A 15,319-nucleotide genomic window follows, 5' to 3' on the forward strand; every position below is an offset into this window, starting at 1 on the left:
TATCTTTTGTAAAAAAGGTTACTATAATTTTAACAATATGTCAATATAGCATTAACAAAAAAATTTAGAGCAAACACATGAAAAGTAATATTTTATTTTTTTGAGCATATTAAGTGCAGAGCTATAAAATTTTATATGTAAATACAAAATATATAAATTTTAAATAATATGTTATGATATGTAAAATTTATCCGATAACAATATAAAAGGTGTGTAGTATACAAATTTTTTAAATTGAGGAATATATTATATGAAAAAATTTTATATTGCCGTATTAAGTCTGTGTTTTGTTGCTTTATTTGCTACAACGTCCTTTGCTGCTTCTGCAAATGAGATAGAACCTAATAATTCATACAATCAGGCTCAACTTATACAAAGGAATAATGAAAATCCTGCAGAGATTGTTAACGGAAATTATCAAGGTCAGTATGTTGCCATAGGAAGTCTTTCTGATAGTACTGACGAAGATTGGTACAAGGTTTATCTACCTGCTGATTCTAAGACAATATTAGGCATCAATAGTTCAAAACTCAGTAATGTTGGATATTTTGATATATATGATCAAAACCTTAATCATATTACAAATGTTAATCATGTACAGGATCCATCATATTTTGGCCCCACTCCATATCGTATAAATATACCGACAGCAGGATACTACTATATTAAAGTACATTCTGATTTAATTGGAGGAGACTATAGATTCTATATAGGGGGACCTGATTATTCTGTAGACAATTATACTTACAATGCAGCAAGTGCTCTCACCTTAACACCTACTATAAATTCTGCACAGGCTTCTTATGATCTCACAAATGTGTCTTCTATACCAGATGATGCAATAGTATATAATCTAGCTTTAGGTGGCACAAGAACTAATCATGCAACTGATGAAGAACGAAGCATAAAAATAGCTGGTGATTCTTCCTGGATTCTTACACCAGATTATACATTCACTACTGATGTTCCCGTTTTAAACAATAAACTTTTAAAAAATGTTTGGACATTCAAGCTGGATGGAAATGTATCTAAATATACTGGAACTTATAAGTTACTCCCTGAAATTACATTTCACTATGTTTATCCTGTATTGCCACACTAAATTTATTTAAAATATAAAAATCATATTTAAAACTACACACCTTTTTTGAATATGATATGAAAGAAGCTGCTTAATATTGAATTTGAATAATTATATATATTCTTTATTTACCAACAACATATATAGCAATTTCAACCTTAGAACACAACAATCGAAATTAATACAGTCCATAAATAGTTCAGTTAAAAAAGATTTAAATTCTAAATATCCATTTAGTGACAGTATATCTATTGAATCCGGAAAACAACTTATTCAGAATCAAAAGCATCTGGCATCTCTTACTGAAATACAAGGTAAAAATATAAAAGAACTATATGCAAATAACAATATATTGGATTTAAGTACAGGTTCATTTTATAAATTACAAACAAGTGCCGGTACAACAGCTATATACCAAGTTCACAGCAATGGTGATATTTACATGCCCTATCAAGATCTTGGACTTGATGAAAATTTTACTTTGCCTCCGACAGATTATGGAGAAATAAATAAAGTGTCCAGGATTCTTTCAGGACTTGCAAAAGACAAAACAGCTTTTACGGTATGTTTCAACGGTTTCAGCGATGCTGAAATCAAAGACACTCTTGATAAGGTCGGTATCAAACCAGGATGGCTTGAAATTAAAGCCGGAAGCAAATCAAATAGATTTTACATGACAGACGGAGGAATTATATACCCGGAGTACCAGATTAAAGCACAGACAGCAGCTTTTAAAAAAGAAAACTGGCTCGAAGATGAAGAACTGGCTTTCTCAACTAATTCAAAATTCATAATCGACGGCAAGACATATAAATTGGATGAAAGCGGTCATCTAAATCTTCCTGATAATGTAGACTGCATCATGGAAAATATAAAAATTATAAAATAGTTAGTATAAAGACAAGCCTAGAGAACTGCCTCTAGGCTTAAAATTTCTATTGAATTACCGCAATCAATAGTACTATGTTCCTTTTTATTTACAATATGTCAATATTATCTGGCATCTGTTATCTCCCATTCTGACAGGCCATAATAATAATTATTATATTTCACAAAAGTCTTTCTGATCTTATGCTTTTCTTTGTCTTTCATATAGGCATTCCATGTATATGAATCATTATTCAGAGATTTTTTTATAACTTCCTCTGATGATGTTTTAATATCAGTAATTTTAAATACATCAATTATCTTTTCAAATCCAAATAATTCTTCTTCAAATCTTTCTTTTATGTCCCAAAGTGAAATAGGCCTTTTATTTTCCTTCAAAATTTTAATGGATTTTTGTCTTATATATATAAGTAATATGTTCATCAGCTCTCCCAAATCCGCTTTTCTATATCCTCCATTCATATGAATATACTTGTAATAGATACTCTCCTGTTCCGACAAAAATACTTCGCCTTCCGATTCCGGTAAATCAAGTACTTTCTTTATTGTATCAAAATCTTCGTCATTTAGGCAAAAAAAGTCTCCAAGTACTTTGTCAATTTCTTTTTCCAAAAAGTAAATTCTTTTTTTTAGTCTTATATTATTAAATTTTATCTTGAAGTACCCTGTTGCTAAATTATCCTCTTTCAATATTTCATCAATATTTACATCTTTCATAAAAGAGAAATTTTTCAATATTTGTTCTACTTTTTCACTTACCGACTTCTCTATGTTAGAGTTCAATGTCACTCTTAAATCCATAACTGAATTTGGATAGTAGTCATATATACCTTTACCCATTTTTTTTGCAAACAGCTTAAAATAGAATTCATATATGCTTGAATTCAGGACTCCAGTTAAATACTCAAGTGAAGCTTTATTTTTAAATTCATTCTTAAGTACCAATGAATACACATCTGCACTACAATACGAATTGTCTGAATCCAGAGCAAATTTATTGTTTTTTCCCTTATATGAAAAGACAATTTTCTTCTGTTCAAATAGTCTATGATCTCTTCCCCATTGAAGCTGGTACCATTTTCTAACTCCTTTTCTACATTCCCTCCTATTTTTTAATTTATGAACATAATTTTCGATAAATTTCAGACTGTTACTATAATCTTGTTCATTCTCTATCAAATCTGAGTAAATTAGATTCAAATCACTGTTCAATACTCTATATTTTTTTATATTGCTGTTTTTTATCCACTTTTTTATCAATTCTTCTTCAATTTTATTCCTGGCAATATCTTCATTGGATACTACAAATGCTCTATCGCATCCCGTTATCACTCCCTGAAAACTATCAGCAATATCTCTAAGTCTGTAACTTGTACCATCTATAATCTTTCTATATATGTCATATTGATTTTCCGGTATTAAAATCCATCGTTCATCCCCCAGAATGTGCTGACTTATATGAAAACTTTCAAATAGATCAGTTTTCATCGTATTTTCAAGGTCAGCCTGATCATCAAATACAAAAGTATCTTTCAGCAATTTATTTACCTGTATTTTATTCTCTTTGCTATTTTTACTTCTATCATTTCCAAAAATATATATGGAAGCTGCAACTCCCGCTCCCTCAAAAATTTCTGCTCCATAAAAATCTACTATCTCAAAAATAATGCTCTTATTTTTCAAATACTGTCTTAAATTTTTTCCAGTAGGACTTTCCATAAAGTATCTCGATGTGATTACGGCAGCTTTTCCTTTTATATTCAAAACTTCTCTTATCCTGCAAAAAAAGCAAAAGGATAAATCTGACTTGTCTTTAAAGACTTCTCCATAATTGTTCAATAACCATTTCTTATATTTTATATCCAGTTGCTTATGCCCCACATAAGGAGGATTTCCAACTACATAATCAAACCTGGTATTCCAGAAATCAAACAACGGCAAAATTCGCTTTTTTACCGTTTCCCACCTTACGAGACTGTCACACTGAACTATATTTAGTTCATCCGTAAAGTTGTCAGAATCCTTCAAAAGCAGATTTATCCTTGTCAATTGTACTGCAAAACTATCTATATCAGCACCATAAATACAATATTTCAATATATGATAATGGACATTTTTCTCTACCCAGTATTGACTTCCCTGTAGTCGTTTTTCCGATCTATTTCCCCTGATAACATAAATTTTTTTACCATACCTTTCTCTTAAATTTTCAAGATTGTCTAAAAATTTTTTTTTCAGAATGTCATAGGCCCTAATTAAAAAATGTCCTGAACCACAGGAAATATCAGCTAAACTTACAAAAGGATTTTCCAGAACATCTGCTTCACCAACTGTCTTCTTCAGCATATACTCTATAATAAACCCAGGTGTATAAAACTGTCCTGCAGCTTTGCGGGAATTTTTATCCATGAACTCCTGATAAACATCTCCAAGAATATTTTCATCTGTATTTTTAAAGTTAAATCTGTCTGAATTCAACCTTCCCATAATATCATTACAAATATCATTGAAATAATCAAAACATGGATCTCCATATACGGGATTGAGAAATTCATACTCTTCTTCACTATATAAAATTATATTGCCGAAGTACCCTTCCTTACAGTTAAAAGCAACTTCAATCAATTCCGCCAGTGTAGAATTGATGACTGTATTGACTTCCATATTTTTCATAAAGCCCTTATCCTCACATATCCGTACAAATAATATTTTATTCAGCAGAGAATAAGCGGCCCTATCACAAAAATCATTACCATACTTACAATCAGATGTTTTTCTATAGAATTCAAATAATATTTTATGGATCTCCCTTAATTCTAAAATCAGATTTATTTTTTTCATTCTCCTCAGCCTTTATTCTATACCCCAGTTATTAAATTTGTCTATAAGCCATCTATCACCATTAAAAATTAATACGGCATCTATATTTACAGTATCCTCAGGAATATAATTGTAACCTCTGATAGTAATATATGCTTCATTACCATCGTATTTTTTATCTACAATACTGCAATTATCAAGCACCACTGCCGGTTCAGGATTACCATATCTCATGTATGTCTTTCCATTTATATTCTTGAATTCAAAGTTTATAAAATTATTTATATAGCTGTCAGTATAATATTTATCAAGCTCATAATTTGAATTTAAGTAATTGTAAATGGAATTCCCCTCAATATTGTCTTTTAAAGGTGCATAGCTTATACCGGAAATATCGATATATGAATTGCCATCCACTTCAATATTGAGCAAATCCTTCATGGCATTTTCTCCATCTGTCAACAATGCTTTAGCACTCCCGTCAGAAATATAAAATCTGCTCTTTAAATCACTTTCAATTTCTTCACTTATGGCACCAGTCCCACCAAGTAAAATCAACTTCTTATAATTTGAACCATCAAGATATTGTCTCTGTTCGGATATATCCTTCCCATCCGTTAATATTATAGGAGAATTCATTTTAGCGGCCAATACACTTCCTGACAGTGCATCGGCAAAATTATTGCCGCCTGCAATAATCGAAGTATCGGAATCCAAATTAAAATACCTGCACAAGTTTAAGGACGTGGCATATCTGTTTTCTCCCCCTATTCTTATTATTCCATCATCTGTCAAATCAGGCAGAGTCGCCTTCAGTTCATCAATCAGTCCATTACTTATAGCACCCATTCCTCCTACAACATATATTTTGCTTGGAAGTATTCTCTTTAATATATCCTTAGTTGTTCCATACAATTTTTCAGAACTGCACATAATAACTTGATATGACTTTGAAGCTGCAATACTTGACACGCTCAAAGCATCTGGGAAATTCAATCCATTGACAAGAATCAACGGTGTCCCTTTCTCCACATTCATAGAATCCACAATCATTGAATTTGTTCCAAATCTGTCAATTCCACCTAATCTTCTTACATTTTTATACCCAACAGCCTTTAAGCTGTCATAAAAATTTTTATCTACTAAAGCTTCCCCTCCCAATATATATACAGTGCCATCCAGGCTAAGTCTCTCCTTTATAAAACTCATGACACTTTCCTTTGAGGCTGTATCCTTTCCAACAAGAAGGATAGGTGCCTTAAGTTTTTTTGACAACAGGGAGCCTGACAATGCATCAGGGAAATCATTTCCACTGGCTACAATTACATTCTCCAGTTTTTCACTGCTGAATTGATATGCTATATTTTCCGAAGTTTCATATCTGTCTTTTCCATATATCCTGCTTACAGAATAATCTCCCTCAGCATATACCGATCCTGAAACTCCTACAATCAAATATACCAGTGTAATTACAGTTATAATCTTTTTCATTGTTATTACCTCCACTTACTTTTTGAATATGTCATTCTTTATATTTCCATTGAATGTTCCAGCCTTGAGCATATCAATTTCATATTTATACGGAGGTTTCTTAATTCCTTTATCATTTGAAAGATATGGTGTTTCCAATATCTTTGGTACACTTTTCAAATCTGCATGATTGGCGATATAGCACAGTGTATCAAATCCTATACTCCCAAAGCCAATCATCTCATGTCTGTCTTTTCTAGATCCACGTGGATTTTTACTGTCATTGAGGTGAATTACCTTCAGCCTGTCAATTCCAATTATCTTGTCAAATTCATTTAATACTTCATCAAAATCATTTGCAACATCATATCCAGCATCATTTATATGACAGGTATCAAGACATATAGAAAGCTTTTCATTATATTTTACTCCATCTATTATCCTTGCAATTTCATCAAAACTTCTTCCACATTCAGACCCTTTCCCAGCCATGGTTTCCAGAGCTATATTCACTTTTTGATCCTTTGTAATGACTTCATTGAGTCCTTTTACAATTTGTTTTATACCAGTATCAATTCCCGCTCCGACATGAGCGCCTGGATGAAGCACTATATTCTTTGCCTTTTTCATTGCAGCAGTTCTATTTATTTCATCTTTTAAAGAATTGATTCCAAGTTCAAACGTACCCGAATTTAAGCTGTTTCCAATATTTATTATATAAGGTGCATGCACCACTATTTCTGAAATTCCATGAGCATCCATCTTCTTTATTGCCTCATCAATTCTAAGCTGCTCCAGAGGTTTCCTAAAAGTATTCTGCGGCGCCCCCGTATATACCATAAATGTATCTGCACCATATGAAACAGCTTCTTCAACAGATCCCAGAAGCATCTTTTTTCCATTCATTGAAACATGTGAGCCTATTTTCAAAAAATCACCTCCCTGTATTTTAATTATACCAAATAATAAGGCCAGATGGATATAATATCCTCTCTGGCTTTCATTTTTTCATCATAATACGTTATTTAATCAGGCAGCATACATCATTTGCAAACTGTACTGGATCTTCGACAGGAAGTCCTTCAATTAAAAGTGCCTGATTATACAAAAGATTAGAGTACATCTTTAATTTTTCCTTGTCTTCTGAAAATGCCTTCTTGATGGCTTTGAACATCTCATGGTTTGTGTTTATCTCCAGGATCTTATCAGCCTTGATATTTTGATTATTAGGCATCATATTGAGTACTTTCTCCATTTCAATTGAAAGCTCTCCTTCATTTGACAGGCAGACAGGATGAGTTTTTAATCTGTTTGATGCTCTGACCTCCTTGACTTTGTCCTTTAAAACATCCTTCATGAAATCAAACAATTCTTTATTTTCCTCAGTTTCCTTTTTACTTTCCTGGTCATCTGAATCAAATCCTAAATCCTTGCTTGAAACGGATTTGAACTCTTTTTCCTTGTATTTCATAAGCATTTTTATTGCAAATTCATCCACATCATCCGTAAAATACAGTATTTCAAAGTTCTTGTCTTTAACTAATTCCGTTTGTGGAAGCTTCTCAATTTTCTCTATGTTCTCACCAGCTGCATAATATATATATTTCTGGTCTTCCTTCATACGGGAAACATATTCATCTAAACTTACAAGTTTCTTTTCAGTAGAAGAATAGAACATAAGCAGGTCCTGAAGTACATCCTTGTTGGCTCCAAATTCCGAATAAACACCATATTTCAGCTGTTTTCCAAAGCTGTTGTAAAACTCAATATATTTATCCCTGTCATTTTTCATCATGAGGAGAAGCTCGCTCTTTATTTTATCTTTTATTTTCTTAGCAATAAACTTGAGTTGTCTGTCATGCTGGAGAAGTTCCCTTGAAATATTGAGAGAAAGATCCGCTGAATCAACCAACCCCTGAACAAAACTAAAATAATCTGGCAGCAAATCTGCACATTTTTCCATTATCAAAACTCCATTGGAATACAACTCCAATCCTTTTTCAAATTCCTTTGTATAAAAATCATAAGGCGCTTTTGCAGGAATAAAAAGCAATGTAGTATAACTAACCATACCTTCCACTTTGGAGTGTATAACCCTAAGCGGTTTCTCATATCCAAAATGTTTATCCTTGTAGAACTGCTCATAATCTTCAGACTTGAGCTCATTCTTGTTTTTTCTCCAGATGGGAACCATGCTGTTTAAGGTTTCATCCTCAAAATAATCTTCATATTCCTTGTCATTATCTTTTTTTGGCCTGCTCTTTTTTACCATCATCTTTATAGGATATTTTATAAAATCGGAATATTTTTTTACCAATGATTGAATTTTATATTGATCCAAAAATTCATCATATTTTTCATCTTCAGTATTTTCCTTGATTTTTAACGTAATTTCAGTACCTATATTTTCCTTTTCACAAGTTTCTATATCATAGCCTTCCACACCTCTCGATTCCCATTTATATGCCATATCTGAATCGATTGAACGGCTCTTCACGGTTACTGTATCAGATACCATAAAAGCAGAATAGAATCCAACTCCAAATTGTCCTATTATATCTACTCCATCTTTTATTTCATTCTCATTTTTAAAGGTCAGTGATCCACTTTTTGCAATGGTTCCAAGATTGTTTTCAAGTTCATCCTTTGTCATGCCTATTCCCGTATCTGTAATGGTAAATGTCCTATTGTCTTTATCAACTGTAATTCTAATGTAGAAATCATCTTTGTTAAAATTTACATTTTCATCTACAAGTGAGCGATAATAACTTTTATCAATTGCATCACTTGCATTTGATATGAGCTCTCTTAGGAATATCTCCTTGTTTGTGTAAATAGAATTAATCATTAAGTCAAGCAGCCTTTTCGATTCTGCTTTAAATTGTTTTGTAGCCATTCTATCATTTCCTTTCAATATAATAAATATAATAAAACCACGCTTGTCTTTTTGGGTCAGCATGGTTTATTTATTATCATTTCTGTTAGCACTTCATATAATTGAGTGCTAATTTTATTTTAGCAATTATTTTTTCTTTGTCAAGACTATTCTCTGTCTTTTTCAGTAAGTTGTATCATTTCCTCTCTTGTTTTACTCATTTCCTCCAGCTTATCTTTAATATTATTCAGACTGCTAAGTAATTTGTTGTTCTTTTCAGATATTCCCTGCATACTTCCTGCACTGTCTGTAAAATTTTGTGCCATTTCATTTATAACTTTTACTATTCCTTCAATAAAAACCTTCAATTCCTCAGATGAAGCACTGAAATTATTCATAAATCCATTTATTGTACCAGCATCTTCTAAATATTTTGAGGATGCTCCTTCAAATTTATCGTAATCCTGTGTAACTTCTGTAGATATATAATTTAATGCACTTTTAGAACCATCTACCAGCCTTTTTACAGAATCTACTACCGAATCAACTATTGTCTTTATATTTCCTGCCGTTTCACCAGATTGTTTTGCAAGTTCCTTTACTTCATCCGCCACTACTGAAAATCCTCTTCCGGCCTCACCTGCTCTTGCAGCTTCTATGGATGCATTTAAAGCCAATAAATTAGTCTGTTCGGTTATATCAATTATTGCTTCTGTAAGTTTATTTATTTCATTTACAGACTTACTGTCTTCTATTGCACTTTCTATGTCCTTTCTTATCTTTATGTAGATATCACTTGATCTAGTTCGTGATTCTTTAGTTGATTTCTGAAGTTTCTTTCCCTCTTCAGAAAATTCTTCAGCGAATTTGGCACCTTCTTTTGCCTTGTTTGCTATATCTTTTACTGCATTGCCCATCTCACCTGAAGATGCTGCTATTTCTTCTGCAGATGCTGAATTTTCCTCTAAACTTGCGGATACATTTTCTATTGCTCCAGTGGATTCATTCAGATTTTCTTCCAGTTCACCGATAAAAGATTTTATGCCCTTTACTTCTTCACCTATCCTGTTTACTAATGTTGTTCCATTAGTTATAACATCTTTCAAATGATTCTCGGCTATTTCATTAAAATCCTGCTCCACCTGATTTACTGCCAAAAATTTCTTTGAAAATAGAATAGACCCTACTATACTGGAAACAATTCCTATAACAAGCATTATTGAAATTATCGACACCGAAACCTCTTTAAAAGCAAACACCGAGAAAATTATCATGGGTATCATGACAATCATAAAGATAGATATTACCGCTTTTTTTGTCAAATTCATTCCAAATTCACTCCTTTAAACTATAAGCTGACTAATTATCGTCAATATTGGATAGAATCTTTATATCTTTCATCTAGAAATTTCCCATGGATTTTCTTTTCCCTCCATAAATAAAATACAGCTTAAAATTGAATGTTCTACCATATCCGATACAGCTTGATCCGTATAAAAAGCAGTATGTGGTGTAATAATAACATTAGGCATAGACTGCAGAATTGCAAGTTCTCTATTATTAATAATTTCACCTTTCATATCACTATAATAAATGCTTTCTTCATTTTCAATTACATCCAGTGCTGCCCCTCCTATTTTTTTATTCTGAATTCCATCTATAAGATCATCGGTATCAATAAGTAATCCTCTTGCGGTATTTACAACAATCACACCCTTTTTCATAAGGGAAATAGATTCCCTATTTATCATGTGACGATTATTCTTTGATGCAGGTACATGGAGTGTAATAATATCGCTATTCATAAAAAGTTCCTTTAAGGAAACATATTCTGCATATTGTTTTACTTCCTTGTTCTCATATAAGTCATAGGCCAAAAATTTGCATCCAAATCCAGACAAATGCTTTATTACAGTTCTTCCAATTTTTCCTGTTCCAATAACACCTACAGTCATATTCCCCATTTCTCTTCCCCTAAATCCCTTAAGGGAATAATCCTGCATACTGCTTCGACCCAGTATAAGCTTCATTTTTCGCAATATCATAAACATCAGCATAATTGCATAATCGGCTACACTACTTGGAGAATAGGTTACATTTCCTGCCTGCATCCCCAATTCTTTTACTTTTTTCATATCTATGTGGTCATATCCTATTGTCCTTGTAGATATGAACTTTACTCCTACTTTATTAAGTTTTTCAATTACTCTTCCAGGAACAGGACTTGAAATAATACTGATACATTCAAATCCTTTTGCAAGATTTGCATTGTCCATATTCAGTGTTTCTTTACAGAATTCTATTCCAACATTATATTTTTTACTGAATTTGGCAAAGTACTCTTCTTCATCTTTTCTATAACTATATACGAATATATTCATCAAACTTAAACTTCCTTTCAACCACTATTAACACTATGTAATTATTTATATTATAACTCACTTTGATTCAATATGAAAATTATGTCGGTCATTTTCCTGTTTCCCTCTGGATTTAAATGAACACCGTCCATATAGTATTTTTTGTCCCCTCCTCCATTTTTCTTTAGGAACAAGGAAAAAAAATCTAGAATTCTTATGTTATAATTTAATGAAAATTTTTTTAGATAATAGGAAAGCTCTTTTATATCAAAATTCATATTGTCAAAATCAGTTATATTTCCCCAATTTTTTTTTGCTGTTTCAGTGCATATAGGTATGGGAAGCCCTATTATAGGTATTATATTATTATACATGATTTGAAAAATTATTGATGTAATATTTGCCATGACCTGCTGCACAGGAAGTTTCCATACAAAATCATTTGTTCCTCCCATAATTATTGAATAAGTTGGATTTTCTAAAATAACATCCCTATACACTCTCGAAAGCATACCCGCCGAAGTATCACCTGATATTCCTTTGTTTACAACCTCAACTTTTAATTTTTTTTCTAGAAGAGAAGTCCACACTTCACTCCTTTTTAATCTATATCCATAAGTAACACTATCCCCTAGACACACTATCTTCATATCCTATACCTCCTATATTAAAAATATACTAAGCCCCAACAAAATTAAGCAGGGCTTAGTATATTTTAAATTAAAATTTAATTTACCATATTAAGTGATCGCTTTTCCACAGCCAGTGCAGCCTCTTTGAAAGCTTCTCCTATTGTAGGATGAGCATGTACCGTAGTAATTATCTCCTCTACAGTAGCTTCAAGTTTCAAAGCAAGTGCCCCTTCAGTTATAAGATCCGTAGCTCTAGGTGCAAGAATATGAACACCAAGTATTTCTTCTGTTTCTTTATCTGCAATTATTTTTACAATTCCATCAGTATCACCTGATATCATTGCTTTTCCATTAGCAGAAATAGGGAAAATACCAATTTTATAATCTACTCCACTTTCCTTTGCTTTCTCCTCGGTAATTCCAACAGAGGCTATTTCTGGTTTTGTATAGACACAAGCAGGTACAGTTTTATAATCCATAGTGACGGACTCTCCTGATATATTTTCAGCAGCTACAACTCCCTGCTCTGAAGCAACATGGGCAAGCATATTTTTCCCTGTACAGTCACCTATTGCATATATATTTCTAATGTTCGTCCTCATCTGATCATCTACACATACATGTCCTTTCTCAGTCCTGATTCCAATTTTTTCTGCCTCAAGCCCTTTTAGATTAGGACGCCTTCCAATAGCTACAAGGACTTTGTCCGCCTGTACATTCAAGTTATCATTCTGTCTTGTAAAACTAACCTCGAAACTTCCAGCATTATTTTTTATTTCAGTAACCCTACATCCTGTATTTATACTGACACCTTTCGCTGACAGCTTCTTCGAGATTATATCCGAGATCTGTCTGTCTATAGGAGGAAGAACAAATGGCAGCATTTCCAAAATTGTTACCTTGCTTCCAAGTTCACTAAATAGTGTTGCAAACTCAATTCCAATTACTCCACCACCTATAATCGCAATTGACTCTGGTATTGATTTAAGATTTAAAGCTGCTGTACTGTCCAAAACACCATCCAGTTTCACACCAGGTATTGGTGGTATAAACGGTACTGATCCTGTAGAAATTATAGCATCATCAAAGTCAACTTTATCTATGCTTCCATCTTTCTTTACAACTGAAACAGAATTCTGCGATTCAAATGCGGCGGTGCCTTCAACTACTTTTACTTTATTTGCAGATAGAAGACCTTTTACACCTGAAACAAGCTTTTTAGTTATCTTCTCCTTCCTCTTCTGAACATTATTCCAATTTATAATTGCAGAGCTCACTTCAATTCCAAATTCACTGCTATTTTTAATTTCACTGAACAACTCTGCAGAATGGAGCAAGGCTTTTGTTGGTATACACCCTACATTAAGACATGTTCCTCCAAGTTTTTCCTTCTCAACTAGTGTAACTTCATTTCCAAGTTGTGCTGCACGAATTGCGGCTATATATCCTCCAGGTCCACCTCCTATTACAAGTACCCTTTTTGATATACTTCTATCACCATCTTCCTTTTCATCCTTATGTTCTTTCTTTAAATTTTTTTTCTCACTTTCTGCTCCAGTTTTACCCAGCAGATTTGAAATATCCTCATCCTTTTCTGCAATTATAGCCACCGGAGCAAGGCATTTTGCGGACTCACCTTCTTTGACAAGTATCTTTCTAAGGACTCCGCTTCCCTTGGCCTCTACTTCATTTGTAAGTTTGTCAGTAGTTACATCAAATAGGATTTCACCCTTTTTAACTTCTTCTCCCTCTTTTTTATGCCAGGTTTCTATCTCTCCCTCTGTCATTGTTAATCCAAGCTTCGGCATTACCTCAATGCAGCTCATTAAAATCCCTCCTAAGTCAAATTTTATAAAAGCAACAATTCTGGCTTTTCTATATATTCTTTAATCTTCTGTAAAAACTTTGCCGCATAGGCACCATCTATTGCCCTATGATCCGCTGTGAGGGATAGCTTCATAAGCGGTTTTACAACTATTTTTCCATCCTCTACTACTGGAGTTTCAACTATTCTATTGACTCCAAGAATAGCAACTTCCGGTTGATTTATAATAGGAGAAAAAGTATCTATACCAAACATTCCAAGATTTGTTATGGTAAATGTTGCTCCCGTCATATTATCAGGGCTGAGATGATTGTTCTTTGCTTTTTTAACGAGTTCTTCAAGTTCAATGGTTATTTCTTTAAGTCCCTTTATATCAGAATCCTTCACCACAGGAACTATTAATCCCTCATCCAGCGCAACGGCTATCCCCATATTTACATAGTTTTTCAATATAAATTTGTTCTCGGATACAGAACAATTGGCAAGCGGAAATTGTTTCAGAGTAGTTGAGACTATTTTTATTAGAAAATCAGTATAGGTTATCTTCATAATCTCCTTTAGTTTATTTTTAAATCTCTTAAGCTCCGAAATATCAACAGTCATATCATAAGTAACAGTAGGTGATACTTTAACACTCTCACTCATTCTTTCGGCAATTACCTTTCTCATAGGTGACATGTTTACTACTTTTTCACCGCGGCTCTGAACTGGAATCTGAACCTGCTGTTCAGATTTCTCCTTAACTGCTCCATTATCTTTATCAAGCTTTCCAGCGGCTTCCAGTACATCTTTTTTCATTATTCTACCTTGCTTATCTATGCTATTTAAATCAACATTTAATTTTTTAGCAAGCTTTGCAGCAACAGGTGATACCTTTATTCTATTGTTATCGATATACCCTTCAATGTCCTTCTTTGTTATTCTTCCAAGTGGTCCCGTACCAGTTACCAACTCGTAGTTTACTCCACTTCTTATGGCAATTTTCTTAGCCAAAGGTGATATTCTTATTCTGCCTTCTCTTTTTACAGGAACACTTTTATCTTGATGTACTTCCCTTTTCTCTTCCTCATCCTGTATTTTTTCTTGATTACCGGACTCAAACTGTTTTAATAATTGTGAAATATCTTCTCCTTGACCTGCAATTACCGCCACTGGGACAAGACATTTTGCAGTCTCGCCCTCTCCTACCAATATTTTTCTCAATACGCCACTTCCTTTGGCCTCAACCTCATTTGTTAGCTTATCGGTAGTTACATCAAAGAGGATTTCTCCTTTTTTAACTTCCTGCCCTTCTTTTTTATGCCACGTCTCTATTTCACCTTCTGTCATCGTCAATCCCAATTTTGGCATTACTTCTATACAACTCAT

The 15,319-nt window shown here is 33.1% G+C and carries 11 protein-coding genes and 1 other annotated feature (1 of these 12 running past the window's edge); of the genes, 2 read left to right on the plus strand and 9 right to left on the minus strand.

Features of this window, described 5'->3' with window-relative positions; translation table 11 throughout:
* Nucleotides 1–3 (minus strand) — a binding site (T-box leader); it reaches 197 nt to the left of the window's first position.
* Nucleotides 4–250: 247 nt separating this feature from the next.
* A complete protein-coding gene (locus ACSVC9_RS08005; RefSeq protein ID WP_446896970.1) occupies nt 251–1,102 on the plus strand; it encodes a hypothetical protein in 852 nt (283 codons plus the stop codon).
* A gap of 82 nt (nt 1,103–1,184) precedes the next feature.
* Nucleotides 1,185–1,970: a hypothetical protein gene (locus ACSVC9_RS08010; RefSeq protein WP_446896971.1), complete on the plus strand. Its 786-nt coding sequence runs from the start codon at nt 1,185–1,187 to the stop codon at nt 1,968–1,970.
* Between the two features lie 104 nt (nt 1,971–2,074).
* Here the strand turns inward: ACSVC9_RS08010 and ACSVC9_RS08015 are convergent, their stop codons facing one another.
* The 9 genes from ACSVC9_RS08015 to ACSVC9_RS08055 all read right to left on the minus strand — a co-directional run bounded on the left by ACSVC9_RS08015 (nt 2,075) and on the right by ACSVC9_RS08055 (nt 15,319).
* A complete protein-coding gene (locus ACSVC9_RS08015) occupies nt 2,075–4,810 on the minus strand; it encodes an N-6 DNA methylase (protein WP_446896972.1) in 2,736 nt (911 codons plus the stop codon).
* Nucleotides 4,811–4,822: 12 nt separating this feature from the next.
* On the minus strand, nt 4,823–6,280 hold the full coding sequence (locus ACSVC9_RS08020) for a cell wall-binding repeat-containing protein (protein ID WP_446896973.1): 1,458 nt from the start codon (nt 6,278–6,280) through the stop codon (nt 4,823–4,825).
* 15 nt (nt 6,281–6,295) lie between these two features.
* Nucleotides 6,296–7,189, minus strand: coding sequence for a deoxyribonuclease IV (locus ACSVC9_RS08025; RefSeq protein ID WP_446896974.1), 894 nt, complete (start codon nt 7,187–7,189; stop codon nt 6,296–6,298).
* Nucleotides 7,190–7,280: 91 nt separating this feature from the next.
* Nucleotides 7,281–9,155: a molecular chaperone HtpG gene (htpG, locus tag ACSVC9_RS08030; protein WP_446896975.1), complete on the minus strand. Its 1,875-nt coding sequence runs from the start codon at nt 9,153–9,155 to the stop codon at nt 7,281–7,283.
* Nucleotides 9,156–9,301: 146 nt separating this feature from the next.
* A complete protein-coding gene (locus tag ACSVC9_RS08035) occupies nt 9,302–10,462 on the minus strand; it encodes a methyl-accepting chemotaxis protein (RefSeq protein ID WP_446896976.1) in 1,161 nt (386 codons plus the stop codon).
* A 69-nt stretch (nt 10,463–10,531) separates the two neighbouring features.
* Nucleotides 10,532–11,515 (minus strand): D-isomer specific 2-hydroxyacid dehydrogenase family protein, encoded by a 984-nt coding sequence (locus ACSVC9_RS08040; protein WP_446896977.1) that lies wholly within the window; start codon nt 11,513–11,515, stop codon nt 10,532–10,534.
* Nucleotides 11,516–11,565: 50 nt separating this feature from the next.
* Nucleotides 11,566–12,144 (minus strand): GDSL-type esterase/lipase family protein, encoded by a 579-nt coding sequence (locus tag ACSVC9_RS08045; RefSeq protein ID WP_446896978.1) that lies wholly within the window; start codon nt 12,142–12,144, stop codon nt 11,566–11,568.
* A gap of 77 nt (nt 12,145–12,221) precedes the next feature.
* Nucleotides 12,222–13,952, minus strand: coding sequence for a dihydrolipoyl dehydrogenase (gene lpdA, locus ACSVC9_RS08050; RefSeq protein ID WP_446896979.1), 1,731 nt, complete (start codon nt 13,950–13,952; stop codon nt 12,222–12,224).
* Between the two features lie 23 nt (nt 13,953–13,975).
* The gene (locus tag ACSVC9_RS08055; RefSeq protein WP_446896980.1) at nt 13,976–15,319 is read right to left on the minus strand and encodes a 2-oxo acid dehydrogenase subunit E2; all 1,344 of its coding nucleotides are present in this window, start codon (nt 15,317–15,319) and stop codon (nt 13,976–13,978) included.

Source organism: Clostridium sp. LBM24168 (assembly GCF_052953915.1).